The organism is Paraburkholderia sp., from assembly GCF_035501035.1.
Lineage (GTDB): Bacteria > Pseudomonadota > Gammaproteobacteria > Burkholderiales > Burkholderiaceae > Paraburkholderia.
The window spans coordinates 1-16594 of record NZ_DATJWR010000157.1; the positions used below are offsets into that span (position 1 = coordinate 1).

Consider the following 16594-nt stretch of genomic DNA (forward strand, 5'->3'; position numbering starts at 1 on the left):
CCGCCCGGCTGCGACTACGACATCATCATGACGACCTATACGGTGCCCGCGAGCGGCGACCGGCCCGAGGTGAAGCTCGTGGTCGGCAGCGATTGCGTGCGTACCGAAGGCATGCTGCGGCGCTTCGGCATCGCGCTCGGCGTGCTGATCGCGCTTTCCACCATCGCAGTCGCGCTCTTGAGCCGCGCGGTCACGCGCTTCGGGCTCGCCCCGCTCACGCGCCTCTCGCGCGAGGCGGCGCAACTGAGCCCCTCGAACCGGCGTCAGCGTCTGCATACGGACGAACTGCCCGAGGAGCTGCACGAACTCACCACGTCGTTCAACGGCGCGCTGGAGCGCCTCGAAAAGGCCTACGAGCGTCTCGAATCGTTCAATGCCGACGTGGCGCACGAGTTGCGCACACCGGTGAGCATCCTGATCGGCCAGACTCAGGTGGCGCTCACGCGCGACCGTTCGGTCGAGCAGCTGCAGCAGACCATGCAATCCAATCTTGAGGAATTCGAACGATTGCGCGTGATCGTCAACGACATGCTGTTCCTCTCGCGTAGCGATCGAGGCGAACGCGCTACCGAGCTCACTGAAGTGTCGCTGCGCGGGGAAATCGAGCGCATGCTCGATTTTCTCGAGATGCCGCTGGAGGAAGCGCAACTGCACGTGCAAGTGCAGGGCGACGCGCGTGCGTGGGTGAATACCTCGTTGTTCGGTCGCGCGGTGAGCAATCTGTTCGTCAACGCGATCCAGCATTCCCCGCCGGGCGCGATGCTGCGGGCCACCGTCGCGCCGCAGGACGGCCACGTCGAGATTGCCGTGTCGAACCCCGGCGAGCCGCTCGATCCTGTCGTGCGCGAGCATATCTTTGACCGCTTCTACCGCATTCAGGAGGCGCGCTCGAACAGCCACGAGAATCACGGGCTCGGGCTTTCGATCGTCAAGGCCGTGGCGGAGATGCACGGCGGCGCGGTGTTCGTCCGCAGCGCGGACGGCGTCAACACGTTCGGCTTCTCGGTGGCCGTGGATGGCGGCGAGGCGCTCGCGGCCCCCGTCCCCGGTTTCGCGCGCCAGGGCCGCGCCGGGGTGCCGCTGCACGTTTCGCCCTGAGTTCGTACCGAGTTCGCCCTGACGCGGTGGCCGCTAGCGCCCGCAAAGAAGCGCTCACACGGGCTCGTCTTCGATGGGCGTGCTCTCGTGCTCTACCGTGTGCTGATCGCGTCGCAGCAAGTCCCAGCAGCTGATGAAGAGCGCCGCGATGAGCGGGCCGATCACGAAGCCGTTGATGCCGATGAGCGAGATGCCGCCGAGCGTCGAGATCAGCACGACCCAGTCGGGCAGGCGCGTGTCCTTGCCCACGAGCACCGGGCGCAGCACGTTGTCGATGGTACCGATCACGAGCGAGCCGAAAAGGGCGAGGCCGATGCCTTTGGCCAGCGCCCCCGTCGAGATGAAGTACACCGCGATAGGCCCCCACACGAGCGCCGCGCCCACGGCGGGCAGGAGCGAGAGCAGCATCATCACGAAGCCCCACAGCAGCGCGCCCTGAATGCCGAGCACCCACAGCGCAATGCCGCCGAGCGTGCCTTGCACGAGCGCCACGGCCACGTTGCCCTTCACCGTCGCGCGTATGACCGTCGTGAACTTGCGTATGAGATGCAGCTTGTGCTGCTCGTCGAGCGGGATGGCGTCGCGCACGAGGCGCGAGATCTCGCGGCCGTCGCGTACGAGGAAGAAGAACAGATAGAGCATCACACCGAAGCTCACCAGGAACTGCAGCGTGTTCTGCCCGACGCTCAGTGCGCGCGTGGCGACGAACTGGCTGATTTGCGCGGCGCCCGCGGAAAGGCGTTGCTGCAGCCCCGGCAGATCCATGAGGTCGTAGCGCGCGAGCAGATTCTGGATCGACTGCGGCATGGCATGCACGATCTGGCTGAAGGACGCGCCGATGTCGAGACTGCCGCTGCGCACCTGCTGGTAGGCCGATGCGACCTGCTGGACGAGCGTGCCCGCGACCAGCGTGAGCGGGAAGATCACGATCACGACGCAGATCGTGAGCGTGATGAGCGCGGCGAGATTGCGCCGCCGCCCGAGCCGCGCGACGAGCCGGCGCTGCACGGGCTGGAAGATCAGCGCGAGAATGGCGCCCCAGAGCACCGTGCTGAAGAACGGCGCGAGGATGAAGCACAGCGCGACGGATACCGTGAGCAGCAGCAGGTAGAACGCCGTCTGGTGAAGTTGCTTGTTGCCTTCCATGAGCGATGAGTTCCTGGTAGGGCCGCCGTCTGAAGAACGAAGCATGAACGGCGGCATCGCCTCATGATACCGGCAAGGTCGCGCGGCCCGTCGCGCGTCGCCTTCAGTGCGCGCCCACCAGCCGCACGCGCGTGATTTCCGAAGGCGCGCCGAGCCGCTTGGGCGGCCCCCAGTAGCCCGTGCCGCGGCTCGTATAGACCCATAGGCCGCCGAGCTTCGCGAGGCCCGCCGTGAACGGTTGCTGCAGGCGCACGAGGAAATTCCACGGGAAGATCTGGCCGCCATGCGTGTGGCCGGAGAGCTGCAGCGTGTAGCCGGCTTCGGCGGCCGCGTGGGCCGTGCGCGGCTGGTGCGCGAGCAGCACGCGCGTATCGACGTCGTCGGGTGCGCCGCGCAGCGCCTGTGCAGGGTCGCTGCGGTGCGCGGGATCGAAGTGGCCGCCCGTGTAATCGGTCACGCCGGCCAGCACGAGCCGCGCGCCGTCACGCTCGATCACCACGTGCTGGTTCATCAGCACCGTGAGGCCGATGCGGCGGAATTCGGCGATCCACGCGTCTGCTCCTGAGTAGTACTCATGATTGCCCGTCACGAGATACACGCCATGCTGCGCACTGAGCTTGCCGAGCGGCGCGGTGTGATCGGCCAGATGCGCGACGCTGCCGTCCACCACGTCGCCCGTGATCGCGACCACGTCGGCCTCGAGCTGGTTCACGGCGCGCACGATCGCATCGACGTAGCCGTGCTTGATCGTCGGCCCTACGTGGATATCGCTCAGTTGCACGATGGTGAAGCCGTCGAGCCCAGCGGGCAGCCCGCGAATCGGCACTTCGACGTTGCGCACGCGCGCGCGGCGGCGCGCATTGAAGAAGCCGAACGCGGAGGAGAGGAACGCGAGCGCGATCACCACGGCGGCGCTGAAGGTGCGCCAGCCCGCGAGATCGATGGCGCGAGGCCACAGCGCCTCGACGGTCATGGCCGAGGCGAGCACGATGTCACGCGCGATCGTCAGCATGAGCAGCGACGAGAAAAAGCCCATGGCGAGCATCCCGATCCACGCGAGCCGGTCGCCGAGCGGCTGGCGCTTGAAGCGGCGCGCGAGCATGCCGGGCGGGATGAGCAGCACCGAAAGCACGAGCCAGAGCACGGCGAGCCATTTGCCGGCGGTGGGCACCGGGAGATCGGGAATCAGGCGGAAGCCGACATAGACATGCAGCAGCACGCCGATGGCGATGAAGCGAACCAGAAACGAGAGTCGGGGCATGGCGGCGCAAGCGGAAGGGAGTGGTCTGACACGCGGGCACGGTGCGCGGCGGCAAAGGCCACACGTCGAAACGCTGCAGACGGTCAATGCAGGCTGGCTGCGTTGCATTCTACCGGCAGCGCAGACTTCGTGCCGGCTCAAGGCGGCGAGGGCCAACGGGGCATGCTGCGATGCAATATTCAGTACGCCTTGAGAAGCGCGTGAACATACATGCATGCGTGTATGAATCGACCATCGCCGGCCGTTGCACTGAGCTGTGGCACTGCGGCATTTCCCTGGATTGCCAGCGCGATCCCGCTGGTCGCACACTGTTCATGTGGCGCCGCGCACGCGCAATTAAACATCCATTGAACCGGCTTCGGCGATGGACTATGCTCGAAGCAAGGTCCGCGCGGTTTCGGGCGCTCTGGGGGAGGCGGATCATGAAAAGCATCAGGCCAGTCGGGCACGGATTGCATGGCCGTCATGTCGGGTACGAGGGCAGCCACGTCATGCTGCCCATGGTCGGGCTCTCGATCATGGCCGTGGTGCTGTATATCGCCATCAAGCGTGTGGACATCATCGAGATTGGCCGCAGCGCGTTATTCGACGTCGTGATGGTGTTCGTCGCGCTCGGTATCGCGGGCCTGTTCGGCGTGGTGGGCGCCTGGCTGCGCTCCCGCACCACCGACGATCCCCCCGAAGGCTTCTGCTTTTGCGGCGCGTTGATTGGCGCGCTCGTGTTCTATATCGCGCTGCTCACCTGATTCGCGCGACTATCCGATGAAAGCGGCGGGGCGCGGCAGCTGGGGCTGCGCCGTGCGAAACTGCGTACTTTCCCCGCTCGATTGAAATACTCGCGATGTTCGATCTTTTCGACGACACGCCTCAGCCCGACGTGGCCTGGCATCCGTCGTGGCTTGCGCCGGAAGCGGCCGCCGACGCACTCGCGCGCGTCGTTGCCGAAGCCGGGTGGCGGCAGGAGCGCATCCGCACGCCCGGCGGTTGGGTGGACCAGCCGCGCCTCACGGCCTGGCAGGGCGATCCGGGCGCGGTCTATATCTATTCGGGAATTCGCAATGAGCCGCAACTGTGGACGGCCACCGTGGCTGGATTGCGCGACGCGATCTCGACGCTCTGCGGCGTGCGCTTCAACAGCGTGCTACTCAACCGCTACCGCAGCGGCACGGACAGCATGGGCTGGCACGCGGACCACGAGCCCGAACTGGGGCTAGAGCCGGTGATCGCCTCGCTGAGCCTCGGCGCGACACGGCGCTTCGACCTGCGCCACAACGCCAGCGGCGTGGTGCGCTCGTTCCGCCTGACGAGCGGCAGCCTGCTCGTAATGCAAGGCAAAACCCAGGCGCAATGGCGGCATCGCGTGCCGAAGGAGCCTGCTGTGAACGGCGAGCGGGTGAATCTCACGTTTCGTGTGGTGATACCGGGTTTTCGGAAATAGGCTGCTTGATCGATGGAGATGTGTGCGTTTTCGCCGATTATTCGTCGGCGTTCATGAGCGGGCACTGCTTTTGTCTTAAAAATCAAATAAGCCTTTATGCGCATAAACGCCGAATAGGCATTTGCATCCGGCTTCAGGCGTCTTCGCCGAGCCGCCGCCGGATGATCGCCACGAGTCGCTCCAGTGGCAAGTTCGATGCGGCCAGCGCCGCGACCTCGGGATACTGCCCGCGCGCGATGTCGGTGAGCACCTGGCCTGGCGGCGCCTCGACCAGCACGCTCGCGCCCGATTCGATCATGACCGTCAGCGCGTCATACCAACGTACCGTGTAGCGCATGTTGGTAGCGAGGTCGGCGCGGATCGCATCGGCGCTGTAGAGCGGACGGCCGCCGCGATTGTCGACGTAGACGCCGCGTGGCGTTTGAAACGGGATATCCCGCGCCCAGGTGGTGAGCGTTTCCGCAGCATCGGCCAATAGTTCGCAGTGCGAAGGGACAGAAACGGCGAGCCGTTGCACCTTGTGCGCGCCTGCAACGAGCGCACGGGCCCCGAAGGCCTCCAGCGCGGCGTCTGCGCCGGCCACGACGATCTGCCGGGGCGCGTTGACGTTCGCGACATAGACGCGCTCGCCGGGCTCACGCGCGCAAGTTTTCGCGAGCGTCTCCACTTGTGTCTCGCTCAGTCCAGCAACGGCCGTGAGGCCATAGCCCGAGGGCCATGCGCGCTCCATTAATTCGGCGCGTTTGCGCACCATGCGCAGCGCGTCTCCAAACGCGAGCGCCTCGCAACTCACAGCCGCTGCATAGGCCCCCACCGAAAGGCCGGCGCTGAACTGCGGCACGAGACCTTCGTGCGCCAGTGCACGCGCCATGGCCACGCCCGCTACCGTGAGGCCTATCTGAACAGCGACCGTGGAGCGCAAGGCCTCCGCGCCGTCGAGCGAGAGGACGTCGAGCCCGAGCGCGGCCGAGGCCTCGTCAAGTGTCGCCCGCACCGCGTCGTGTTGCGGCAGCTGGTGCAGGAAGCCGGGACTCTGCGCGCCCTGGCCCGGAAAGAGCAGGGCGAGCGTCATGGCGCGCGCCACGGGTCGGCGACGAACTGCGCGCCGCTGCTCGCGCGCGCGAGCACGTGCGGCCTGTGCGCAGCGAGCTCGGCGAGCGCAACGCCGCCTGAAGGCGTTTCGAGCTGCGCGTCGATGCGTGTGCCCGCGCGGCTGGCGGCTTGCGCGAGCGTTCGAGCGAGCGAGTCGACGGTCGCGCGGTCCACGCGTTGCGGCACACGAATCAGGATGTCGAGATCACTCGACTCCGTGAGGGTCGGGACGCCAGTTGCGAGTTCGAACCCGGCGCTGCCCGTGGGGCCCCAGACGAAGTCGTGAAGCGGCGAGGCGGTTTCGCGCAGGGTCGCGAGTGCAGCGAGGGCTGGCAATGCGGCTCGGTCCTGCTGCGGATCGATATCGAGTAGATCCTCAGGACTTCTGGATATTTCGATATCCTCAATATTGAGCCAGGTGCCGAAGCGTTGCGAACGCGCATTGCCACGCACGCCTGCGGCAACGAAGCCAGTCGCCGCGCGCGCGCGGCGCACGACCACCCATGGCGCGCGAGCGAGCGCGTCGTGCACCCATTCCGGTTCGTCGCCCGACAGCGTGAGACGCGCGACGCGCAGCAGGTCGTGCGCGCGCAGGCGCGCGTCGTCCACGCGTGGCGCATCTTCGGCGAACGGCGGCGCGGCGCAGACGCGCATCAGCTAGCGTCCCACTGTTGCGCGAGACGCTTGCGCACCTCGATCGACGCCGCGCGCGTGCGCCGTGCCGATTCGCCCTGCAGGCGATGCGCGAGACCGCTCCTGTCGTCGCGCGCCTCACGCGCTTTCTGTGCCAGCACGTTGCGCACACGGGCGATCTGCGCGTCGCTGGGCGCGTCTGCATCGATGCCTTCGATCAGTTCGTCGAGCAGGCCGAGCTTTGCGAACGAGGCCATGGAATACGACATCGGCACGATCGTCTCGCCGAGCGCATCGAGGTCTTCCACGCTGCGCCGCGTGACGCGCGCCGCAGCTTCCTTGCCCATGGCGTGGACCATCGTGCCCGGTGCATCGAGCGCGACGATGCGGTTGGCCTGGTAGCCATGCGCGAGGAACGCGCCCGACATGGCAGGCCCGACGATCAGCGCCACGACGGGATGCCCGGCGAGCCGCGCGCTCGCATAGGCGTCCACGGCCGAAGCGCAGGCGAGATGGATGCCGAGCATCTCTTCGCGATAGCCGTAGGCCTGGCTCTTCACGTCGACAATCGCGATGATCGGGCGGCGCTGCTTGCCGCTCGCCGCGTCTTCGGCGATCGCTTCGCGCACGGCTTGTGCGAGACGCCAGCCCTGTTCCAGGCCCACCACGTTGTCGCGCGCGCGGGGAAATCGGTTCGCGGGATCGGGTGCGACCGTGACGAAGCGCGCGGTCTCGCCATCGAGCGGTGCATCGGCGTATTGCACGCACGTGCCTCGAGTGTCCGCACCCGAGAGGGCGCGCAGCCAGCGTGCGCCGCGGCTCGTCGTCGTGTCGTTCATGCTTGTTCTCCGCGCAGGTTCAGGGGCGTCGCGGCGAACACCGCGCGCATCGTTTCAGGGGTGACGCTGGCGGGGTCGATCTGCGCGAGTTTCGCGAGCGTGGCCTCGACGGCTTCCGTTCGATGGGTATGCGGTACGCCTTGCGCGAACGAAGCGCGAACGGCCGCGCGCACGTCGTCCACGGCGTCTTCGACGAGCGCATCGGCGAAGCCGGTCCGCGTACGCTGCTCGCCGCCGATCAACTGCCACACGGCGCGCCGGTCGCTCGAATCGAGTTCCTCTATGCCGGCTTCCTGCTCGATCACCTCGGGCCCGTTCATGCCGAGGCGGCCTTGCTTCGTCATCACGAGCGTCGAGCAGAGGGCCGCCGCGAGCGACATGCCGCCAAAGCAGCCCACCATGCCCGCGATCACGCCGACCACGGGTACGTGAGCCCGCAGCGCGACGATGGCCGCCTGGATTTCCGCGATCACGGCGAGGCCGAGGTTCGCTTCCTGCAGGCGCACGCCGCCGGTTTCGAAGAGGATGACGGGCCGCACGATCTTGCCGCGCTCGCAGTCGGCGAGCGCGAGTTCGAGTGACGCGGCGATCTTGCTGCCCGACACTTCGCCAATACTGCCGCCCTGGAACGCGGATTCGATCGCGGCCACGACGGCGGGCTGGCCGTCGATCGTGCCGCGCGCGATCACCGCGCCGTCATCGGCCTGGCACACGATGCCCTGCAACGGCAGCCACGGCGATTCGAGGCGGTCGAACGGGCCGAGCAGCTCGCGGAACGTGCCCGCGTCGAGCACGGCGGCCGCGCGTTCGCGCGCGCTCAGTTCGATGAAGCTCTCGCGCAGCAGCGCGCCGGGAGCGGCATGGTTAGGGCTACTCATGACTGTGCCCCCTGCGTGCCATTCTGCGCGGCTTCGACGGCCTCCGCGAGCCGCAGCGCCACCACGCCGGGCGTGGCGCCGAAGTCGTTGATCTCGATGAGCGCCGCGCCGTCGTAGCGCGTGAAGAAGCGGTCGAGCACGCTCTTCCAGATGTGGCCGTAGCCGTCCACGCTCGTTTGCACGACCACGCGCGCGGTCATGTCGCTGGCGGGCTGCAACAGCACTTCGAGGTCGCCCGAGCCCACCACGCCCACGTGGGCGCGTGCCGTCACGGCGCGTTGCGCCGGGTAGTCGAATGTCAGTTGTTCCATGAAACCGTCCTCCCGCCAATGCGGTGCTGAAGCAGTCTGTCGATGAAGAGCGTCGCGGCGAGCAGATCGGCCGCGCCGCCCGGCGATGCGTTGAGTCTGAGGAGCGCGTGCTCTAGCGCGTCGAATGCGGCGCGGCCTGCCTGCGTGGCGATGCCGCCCGCCGCGCGCACGCGTTGCGCGCCCGCTTGCGCGGCCTCGCGCCCCGCGAGTCCCGCGCGATGCAACACGCAGGTGTCGTCGAGCGAGGCCATGATCGCGAGCAGCGTGTCCACGCGCGCGTGCGCTTCGCCAAGGCCATGCGCGCGCGCCGCGTGCAGCGCGGGCAGGCCCACGCGCACGACGTGCGGAAAGCCTTCCTGTGCCTCGTGCCGCGCGCCGCCGACGTTGTAGCGCTGCCGCACGCGCTCGCCGTTGCTTTGCGCGGGCTGCGCGAGCAGGTCGTCGAAGCGCGCGATACATGCGGCCGTTTCGCAAATGTACGCCGCGTGGGCATGGGCGCTGTCGCCGATGCCGGGCGTATGCACGATCGCCGCGCCTGCCACTAGCAGGCCGACGATCCAGATCGCGCCGCGATGGGCGTTGCTGCCCTGGGTCGCGCGCATCATCGCCGCTTCGCCCGCGCGGCCGATGCGCGCGAGATCGGTGCGCAGCGCCGTGCCGGGCGCGGCCCCGCGCGAGGCGCGTGCGAGCGCCTCGAACGTGGGTTCGAGCGCATGCGCCGAGCGCAGCATCGTCGCGAGATCGAGATCGTTGTGCGCGCCACTACCACGCGCATCCACGAGTGCCGGTTTGGGCGTGAGGCGCGCCTCTTCGATCAGCGCGTCGCGGGCGAACCGCGCGAGCTGCGGCGCAAGCTCCGCCTCGCGTGCGAAGTTGCTGGACCGCGACAGGCCCGCCGAACCTTCGGCCGCGAGCGTAAGGGCAAACGTGCGCATTGTGCTTACCAGCTGCGAAAGCGCGCGGGCGGCGTGTAGAGACCGCCTGACCACGTCACCAGATCGTCGATGCTGCGCGCCGCGAGCAGCGAGCGCTTGGCCTCGCCGCGCAGGATGCCGAGATCCTCGGGAAACTGCACGATGCCGCGGCGTCGCAATTCGTCGGTTTTCTGCTGCTGCGCGCGCAGGCCGATGGGCGTCACGCCCGCCACGGCCGCGAGCGCCGCGCGGCGTTCGTCGATGCCTTCGGCGCGATGCAGGTGCGCAATGCCCTCCTCGGTCACGACATGGCTCACGTCGTCGCCGTAGATCATCACGGGCGCAATCGGCATGCCGCTCTTCTCGCCGACGGCGATCGCGTCGAGCTCGTCGACGAAGGTCGGCTCGCCGCCCTTTTTCCAGGTCTCGGCGAGCTGCACCACGAGCTTGTGGCCGCGCGAAACCGGGCCCGTGTCCTTGAGCAGCTTGAGCCACGCTTCGCTCGCGTGGCGCCGGCCGCGCGGATCGTGTCCCATGTTCGGCGCGCCGCCGAAGCCCGCGAGCCGCCCGCGCGTGACGGTGGACGAATTCGCATCGGCGTCGATCTGCAGCGTCGCGCCGATGAAGAGGTCGACGCCATATTGCCCTGCGAGCTGGCACAGCACGCGGTTCGAGCGCAGGCTGCCGTCGCTGCCGGTGAAGAACACATCGGGGCGTGCCGCGATGTACGCTTCCATGCCCACTTCGCTGCCGAAGCAGTGCACGCTTTCCACCCAGCCCGATTCGATGGCGGGAATCAGCGTGGGATGCGGATTGAGCGTCCAGTTCCGGCAGATCTTGCCCTTGAGCCCGAGCGATTCGCCATAGGTGGGCAGCAACAGCTCGATAGCGGCGGTATCAAAGCCAATGCCATGATTGAGCGACGCGATGCCATAGGGCCCGTAGATGCCCTTGATCACCATCATCGCGGTGAGCACCTGCAGGTCGCCGATATGGCGCGGATCGCGCGTGAAGAGCGGTTCGACCGCGAACGGCCGGTCGGCCTGCACGATCACGTCGACCCACGAACCGGGAATGTCCACGCGCGGCAGTTCGTCGACAATTTCGTTCACCTGAACGATGACGATGCCCTGGCTGAATGCGGCGGCCTCGGCGATGGTCGGCGTGTCTTCGGTGTTGGGGCCGGTGTAGAGATTGCCGTGGCGGTCGGCTTTCTCGGCGCACAGCAGCGCGACCTGCGGAATCAGGTCGACGAACATGCGCGCGTAAAGCTCGACATAAGTGTGGATCGCCCCCACTTCGAGCTGGCCGTCTTCGAGCAGTTGCGCGACGCGCAGGCTCTGCGCGCCCGCGAACGCGAAATCCACGCGATGCGCGATGCCGCGCTCGAATAGCGTGAGGTGCTCGGGGCGGCTGATGCTCGAAATCAGCAGATGAACGTTGTTGAGTTTCGCGGGATCGGCTTTTGCCAGCGAGCGCGAGAGGAAGTCGGCCTGCTTCTGGTTGTCGCCTTCGAGCGCGACGCGGTCGCCTGGGCGGATCAGCAGTTCGAGCGCTTCGGTCATGCGCGCGGTGGGCAGCACGCCGTCTTCGAGCCAGCCCGAAATGGCGGCGAGGCGGCGGGCCTTTTCGTCGCGGCGCGTGGTCCATGAGCGCGGCGCGAGGTCGGGCGAGGTAGGCGTATCAGCTTGAGGCTTCATCGGCGGTTCGGCTCCGTGAGCGGGAAGAGGCCCGCGCTTTCGTGCGGGCAGCGGCGGCGGGCGTCGCGGCGGGCAGCGCGGCGCGCTCGGTCAGAAAACGGTAGATCAGCTCGCCCGTGCCGAGCAGGTGCGCGGCCACGAGCTTTTGCGCGGTGGGCACGTCGCCGCGCTTCACGGCGGCGAGAATTTCGGTGTGCTCAGCATCGGATTCGCCCTTGTATTCGGGAAAGCCGAATTTCAGGCGCAGATAGCGCTCGCCGCGGCGGTGCAGCGCGCTCAGCATTTCCATGAGCTGCGGGCGGCCGGCGGGCGCGTAGAGGTTCATATGGAAGGCCTCGTTGCGCGCGACGTAAAGCGACGGATCGCGCTCGCGCTTGGCCGAAGCGGCGAGCGCGCTTACTTCGCGCAGCGACGCGGTCGTGTGGTTCGGAATGGCGAGGCCGAGCGCGAGGCTTTCGAGCGCGGAGCGGATCTCGTAGATCTCGCGCGCTTCGTCTGCCGAAAGCGACGCCACGCTCGCGCCCTTGTTCACCTCGATCTTCGCCCAGCCTTCGCTCGCGAGCTGGCGCAACGCCTCGCGTACGGGAATTGCGCTGACCGAAAAATGCCGCGCGATCGCGTCCTGGCGCAGCGGCGCGTCAGGCGCGAGCTTGCCCTCGACGATCGCGCTACGCAGGGCGTCGGCGATCATGCGTGAGGTGCTGGTGCGAGGCGTGGCGGCGGCGGGCAAGCCCGCCGCACTCAAGTCGCCGTTGCCTTCCAGGGGAAAACCATTCGTTGCGTTGCTCATGAGATCAAATATTATATATAAAAAGACCGGGGCGAAAGCCTCGAAAACCCGCAAGAGACAAACACAAGAACCACTATAGACGGGCGAGAAGAACGGGGCTTGCAGGGAGTTTCTGAAAAGGGCCGGCACGGGAGCGGTCTGCATCTTGCGCGTATCGTGGCGCGCGTTCGCACTGGCGAGCGCGGGCGAGACACCAAAGGAGAGAGCTTGATGAATTCGATCACCGAGACCGCGCCGCGGGCTCACAGCAAGACACCGCTCAGCCGGTCGCAGATTGCCGGTTTCTGGGGAGCCTGGGCCGGCTGGACGCTAGACGGCATGGACTCGTTCATCTATGCGCTCGTGCTCACGCCCGCGCTCACCGAGCTGCTGCCGCGCTCGGGCTATGAGGCGAGCGCGGCGAACATCGGCCTTGCGGGTTCGATCCTGTTCGCGCTCTTCCTCGTGGGCTGGGGTCTGTCGTTCATCTGGGGGCCGCTTGCGGACCGCTTCGGCCGCACGCGCGTGCTGGCCGGCACCATTTTCATGTTTGCGATCTTCACGGGCCTTTCCGCTACCGCGCAGAGCGTGTGGGCACTCGCCATCTACCGCTTTCTCGCGGGCGTGGGCATTGGCGGCGAGTGGGCGCTCGCGGGCACCTACGTAGCGGAATCGTGGCCCGAGGATCGCCGCAAGATGGGCGCGGGCTATCTGCAGACGGGCTATTACGCAGGGTTTTTCATCGCGGCGGCGCTCAACTACACGATAGGCGTGCACTTCGGCTGGCGCGCCATGTTCCTCACGGGCGCCGTGCCGGTGGTGGTGGCCATCCTCGTGCTCACGCGCGTGGAGGAGCCGGACAAGTGGCGCAAGTCGGAAGCGAGCCACGTGCACCACGGGCACCCGTTGCGCGAAATATTCGGCAACGTCTACCGCGTGCGCACCGTGGTCGCCTGCGCGCTCCTGACCATTGCCATCATCGGCCTTTGGGCGGGCGCCGTTTATGAGCCTTCCGCGGTGATCCAGCTCGCAACGAAAGCCGGCGCGAACAAGGCCGAGGCGATCCGCACGGCGTCGATCGCCACGGGCATTCTCTCCATCGGCACGATCCTGGGCTGCCTCGCGCTGCCGCCGATGGCCGAGCGCATCGGCCGCAAGTGGACGCTCGCCGTCTATTTCGCGGGCATGGCCGTGACGATCGCGGCGAGCTTCGGCTGGGCGTACTACCTCGAGAACGGGCTCGTGCCGTTCATCGCGCTGCTTTTCGTGCTGGGGTTCTTCGGCGGCAACTTCGCGCTCTTCAGCCTCTGGTTGCCCGAGCAGTTCGGCACGCGCGTGCGCGCCACGGCGTTCGCATTCTGCACGTCGTTCGGCCGCTTCGTGGGCGCGGGCGTGAACTTCCTGCTCGGCGCGGCGGTGCTGCATATGCACACGCTGGGTACGCCGGTTGCGCTCACCGCGCTGGCGTTTGTGCTCGGACTCCTCATCATTCCGTTTGCGCCGGAGACCAAGGGCGAAGCGCTGCCTACGTGAATCTTCTTTCGCGGCGCATTCACGAGCGCCGCGCTTTCACGAGCCTCGGCGGCAACAGGCGCCAGCCCAGATTCACGCCGAGGCTCGCTGTAACGATCAGCGCCATGCCCGCGAACTGAGCCATGCTCAACGCGCGGTTGTAGACGATGGCATCGACTGCGATTGCCGTGAGCGGGTACACGAAGAGCAGCACGGCGATCACGGGCGTGGTCAACATCGGCAACGCGCCGTAGATCAGCACGTAAGAAAGCCCCGTGTGCAGCACGCCCATGCCGACGAGCCAGCCCCACTGCGTAGCCGAAATATGTGCGAGTTCGAGCGGCGCGAAGAGTGGCGCGATCAACGGCAGGCAAAGCGTGCCCACCGCGCATTGCGTGAGCGTCAGCAGGTGTGGGCGAAGCCCGCGCAGGCTCTTGGCGATCAGCGTGACGCCCGCATAGAGCACCGACCCGCCCAACGACTCGGCAATGCCGATCAGATAGCTCGTGGGGTCGGAGAGATGCGTTTCTCCGAGCACGCCCGAGGCGAGCACGAGGCCGACGAAGGCAATGCCGATCCAGCCCAGGCGGTCCGCGCCGAGTTGCTCGTGAAAGAGCGCCGCGCCGATCAGCACGACCCAGAATGGCTGCACATGGAACACGACCGTCGCGACGGCGATGCTCGTGCGATGGATCGCATCGAAAAACGCCACCCATTGCGTGACCATCAGCACGCCCGAAATAAGCGCGAGCGAGAGCGTGCGTCGCGTGAACTGGCGTGGCGAGAGCCAGCCCTGCCAGGCGCAATACGCGGCGAGCGCGAGCATGCCGAAGAGGCAGCGGAAGAATACGAGCGTGAGCGCGCCCAGGTGCGCCTCTTCGACGAACACGCCTAACGTGCCCATCAGGAGGCCGCCGCTCGCGAGCATGAGGACGCCTTGCTGGCGGCTGCCGTGATGATCGAATTGCATGGCCGGAGCGGGAATTCGAAAGGAGGTTGAAAACGCGTTCAGTATTCGTCAGTTGCAGGGTGTCGACAAACGAATTAAATTGAAGAATTCCATCAATGCTGCTTATGAATCATGAGCCCCGAGTTCGACATCGATCTGCTGCGCACCTTCGCCGCCGTCGCCGATGCGGGCAGCTTCACGAAGGCCGCGGTCGCCGTGCATCGCTCGCAGGCGGCCGTGAGCATGCAGATCAAGCGGCTCGAGCAGATGCTCGGCACGACGCTGTTCTCGCGCGACACGCGCAATCTCGCGCTCACGCGGCCGGGCAATACGCTGCTCGAATACGCGCGGCGTGCGCTCGATCTGCAGGAAGAGGCTTGGGCGGCGATGGTGCGGCCCGAAGTGACGGGTCGCGTGGTGCTCGGCGCGCCCGACGACTACATGGCGTCGCTGCTTTCGCCGGTGTTGCGGCGCTTTTCGACGCGCTATCCGCATGTGGAGATCGAGATCGTGTGCGCGCAGAGTATTGCGCTAGGACCGATGCTCGCGGACAACAAGATCGACCTCGCGTTCGTTACGCGCGACAACAAGCTGCGTGGCGACTTCGTGCGCAGCGAGGACATGGTGTGGGTGGGGTCGGCTGAAAATTCGTCGGCGCTCTCGATGTCGCCGTTGCCGGTGGGGCTCTACGAGCATGGCTGCGTGGCTCGCGCGCACACGGTGGCCGCGCTCGATGCGGCGCGCATCCGCTATCGCGCCGCGTACAGCAGCGCGAGCCTCATGGGGCTCGTCGCGACGGTGGAGGCGGGCATTGCGGTCGTCGCGCTCACACGCAGCAGCGTGCCGCCGCGTTTCGCGATTCTCGGCGAGGCGCAGGGGCTGCCGAAGATCGAGCCGCTCGACATCGTGGTCGCGCGCAGCGTCAAGTCGAACCGGCCGACTTGCGATTACCTCGCGCAGCAGATGGTGCAGGACCTCTCGCTGCCGCGTCAGCGCGGGTAGACGCTCACTTCGCCGCCCACCGCGAGGCGCACGCGCTCGCCGGTGCGCGGCGTCCGATAGCCGGGCACGCGGGCGCGGACCGTTGCGCTCGCATCGATCAACTGCAACGTGAGCGCGGCGTCCTGACCCTGAAAGGTGATCTCGCGCACGATGGCGTCGAGCGCGCCGTCGCGTTGCGCGGTCTCGGGCAGCACGTCGATCTGCTCCGGGCGCAGCATCACGTCCACGGCGCCATCGGCGGGATTGAGGCCTTGCTGAATCGGCAGCGCGCCCAGCACGCAATGCGCGCGTCCGTTTTCCACCGTGCCGGGCAACAGCACCGCTTCGCCGATGAACGCCGCCAGTTCGCGCGTGGCCGGGCGCCGATACAGCGTTTGCGGCGGTGCGCTCTGCAAGAGCCTGCCGCGCCACAGCACCGCGACTTCGTGGCCGAGCGAGAGCGCCTCGGCCTGGTCGTGCGTGACGAGCACGGCGGTCGCGCCGGCTGCCGCGAGCGCGCGCGCCACGGCTTCGCGCGTTTCGACGCGCAATGCCGCGTCGAGCGAGGAGAACGGTTCGTCGAGCATCACGAGGCCGGGCGAGGGCGCGAGCGCGCGGGCGAGCGCCACGCGCTGCTGCTGGCCGCCCGATAGCTGCTGCGGGGCGCGTGTTGCATAGGACTCCGGAAGACCGACGAGTTCGAGCAATTCGGCCACGCGGTGGTGGGCTCGCCGTTGCGCGCGCGGCAGGCCGAAGACGATGTTCTCGGCCACGCTCAGATGCGGGAACAGCGCCCCTTCCTGCGGCACGTAGCCAATGTGGCGGCGCTCGGTGGGCAGATGGAGGCCATCGCCAGCCACGCGGCGGCCGTCGATTTCGACCGTGCCGGCGTCGGCGCGCTCGAAGCCGCACAGCACGCGCAGCAGCGTGGTCTTGCCGCTGCCCGAAGGGCCCAGCAGCGCGACGAGCGAACCCGAGCGCACGGCAAGATCGATGCCGTGCAGGACCGGATGGCCGTCGAAGGCCTTTTGCAGGCCGGAAATGCGTAGTGTGCTCATGGGCGGGGCGAGAAG

At 67.4% G+C, this 16594-nt stretch carries 17 protein-coding genes; 5 read left to right on the plus strand and 12 right to left on the minus strand.

Going from position 1 to position 16594, the window contains the following annotated elements; genetic code table 11:
• On the plus strand, positions 1-1098 hold a 1098-nt coding region (locus tag VMJ11_RS10935; RefSeq protein ID WP_325619436.1), incomplete at its 5' end, for a heavy metal sensor histidine kinase.
• A 54-nt stretch (positions 1099-1152) separates the two neighbouring features.
• On the opposite strand, the gene VMJ11_RS10940 is transcribed toward VMJ11_RS10935, so the two are convergent.
• Together VMJ11_RS10940 and VMJ11_RS10945 are read right to left on the minus strand one after the other, a co-directional pair.
• A complete protein-coding gene (locus tag VMJ11_RS10940) occupies positions 1153-2244 on the minus strand; it encodes an AI-2E family transporter (RefSeq protein WP_325619437.1) in 1092 nt (363 codons plus the stop codon).
• A 103-nt stretch (positions 2245-2347) separates the two neighbouring features.
• Positions 2348-3505 carry a metallophosphoesterase gene (locus tag VMJ11_RS10945; RefSeq protein WP_325619438.1) on the minus strand — a complete coding sequence of 386 codons (1158 nt, stop codon included), beginning with the start codon at positions 3503-3505 and terminating at the stop codon, positions 2348-2350.
• Between the two features lie 422 nt (positions 3506-3927).
• Between VMJ11_RS10945 and VMJ11_RS10950 the strand changes: the two genes are divergently transcribed.
• Positions 3928-4251, plus strand: a complete 324-nt coding sequence (locus VMJ11_RS10950; protein WP_325619439.1) for a hypothetical protein — start codon at positions 3928-3930, stop codon at positions 4249-4251.
• 95 nt (positions 4252-4346) lie between these two features.
• A complete protein-coding gene (locus VMJ11_RS10955; RefSeq protein ID WP_325619440.1) occupies positions 4347-4943 on the plus strand; it encodes an alpha-ketoglutarate-dependent dioxygenase AlkB family protein in 597 nt (198 codons plus the stop codon).
• Between the two features lie 133 nt (positions 4944-5076).
• Here the strand turns inward: VMJ11_RS10955 and mdcH are convergent, their stop codons facing one another.
• From mdcH to VMJ11_RS10995, 8 genes are read right to left on the minus strand one after another with little or no spacing between them, the layout of a single operon-like run.
• The gene (gene mdcH, locus VMJ11_RS10960; RefSeq protein WP_325619441.1) at positions 5077-6015 is read right to left on the minus strand and encodes a malonate decarboxylase subunit epsilon; all 939 of its coding nucleotides are present in this window, start codon (positions 6013-6015) and stop codon (positions 5077-5079) included.
• Positions 6012-6689: a malonate decarboxylase holo-ACP synthase gene (locus tag VMJ11_RS10965; protein WP_325619442.1), complete on the minus strand. Its 678-nt coding sequence runs from the start codon at positions 6687-6689 to the stop codon at positions 6012-6014. The genes mdcH and VMJ11_RS10965 overlap by 4 nt, the downstream gene beginning before the upstream one ends.
• On the minus strand, positions 6689-7507 hold the full coding sequence (mdcE, locus tag VMJ11_RS10970; RefSeq protein ID WP_325619443.1) for a biotin-independent malonate decarboxylase subunit gamma: 819 nt from the start codon (positions 7505-7507) through the stop codon (positions 6689-6691). The genes VMJ11_RS10965 and mdcE overlap by 1 nt, the downstream gene beginning before the upstream one ends.
• On the minus strand, positions 7504-8385 hold the full coding sequence (locus tag VMJ11_RS10975) for a biotin-independent malonate decarboxylase subunit beta (protein WP_325619444.1): 882 nt from the start codon (positions 8383-8385) through the stop codon (positions 7504-7506). The genes mdcE and VMJ11_RS10975 overlap by 4 nt, the downstream gene beginning before the upstream one ends.
• Positions 8382-8696: a malonate decarboxylase subunit delta gene (locus tag VMJ11_RS10980; protein ID WP_325619445.1), complete on the minus strand. Its 315-nt coding sequence runs from the start codon at positions 8694-8696 to the stop codon at positions 8382-8384. Before VMJ11_RS10980 ends, VMJ11_RS10975 begins: the two co-directional genes overlap by 4 nt.
• Positions 8684-9631 (minus strand): triphosphoribosyl-dephospho-CoA synthase, encoded by a 948-nt coding sequence (locus VMJ11_RS10985; RefSeq protein WP_325619446.1) that lies wholly within the window; start codon positions 9629-9631, stop codon positions 8684-8686. Before VMJ11_RS10985 ends, VMJ11_RS10980 begins: the two co-directional genes overlap by 13 nt.
• A 5-nt stretch (positions 9632-9636) precedes the next feature.
• Positions 9637-11310, minus strand: a complete 1674-nt coding sequence (gene mdcA / locus VMJ11_RS10990) for a malonate decarboxylase subunit alpha (protein ID WP_325619447.1) — start codon at positions 11308-11310, stop codon at positions 9637-9639.
• Positions 11294-12100 (minus strand): GntR family transcriptional regulator, encoded by an 807-nt coding sequence (locus VMJ11_RS10995; RefSeq protein ID WP_325619448.1) that lies wholly within the window; start codon positions 12098-12100, stop codon positions 11294-11296. The genes mdcA and VMJ11_RS10995 overlap by 17 nt, the downstream gene beginning before the upstream one ends.
• 210 nt (positions 12101-12310) lie before the next feature.
• Between VMJ11_RS10995 and VMJ11_RS11000 the strand changes: the two genes are divergently transcribed.
• The gene (locus tag VMJ11_RS11000; RefSeq protein WP_325619449.1) at positions 12311-13612 is read left to right on the plus strand and encodes an MFS transporter; all 1302 of its coding nucleotides are present in this window, start codon (positions 12311-12313) and stop codon (positions 13610-13612) included.
• 19 nt (positions 13613-13631) lie between these two features.
• Here the strand turns inward: VMJ11_RS11000 and VMJ11_RS11005 are convergent, their stop codons facing one another.
• Positions 13632-14561, minus strand: coding sequence for a DMT family transporter (locus VMJ11_RS11005; RefSeq protein WP_325619450.1), 930 nt, complete (start codon positions 14559-14561; stop codon positions 13632-13634).
• Positions 14562-14672: 111 nt separating this feature from the next.
• Between VMJ11_RS11005 and VMJ11_RS11010 the strand changes: the two genes are divergently transcribed.
• Positions 14673-15542: a LysR family transcriptional regulator gene (locus tag VMJ11_RS11010; RefSeq protein ID WP_325619451.1), complete on the plus strand. Its 870-nt coding sequence runs from the start codon at positions 14673-14675 to the stop codon at positions 15540-15542.
• On the opposite strand, the gene VMJ11_RS11015 is transcribed toward VMJ11_RS11010, so the two are convergent.
• Positions 15530-16579 (minus strand): ABC transporter ATP-binding protein, encoded by a 1050-nt coding sequence (locus tag VMJ11_RS11015; protein WP_325619452.1) that lies wholly within the window; start codon positions 16577-16579, stop codon positions 15530-15532. The two genes, VMJ11_RS11010 and VMJ11_RS11015, sit on opposite strands and share 13 nt — an antisense overlap.
• Positions 16580-16594: the final 15 nt, after the last annotated feature.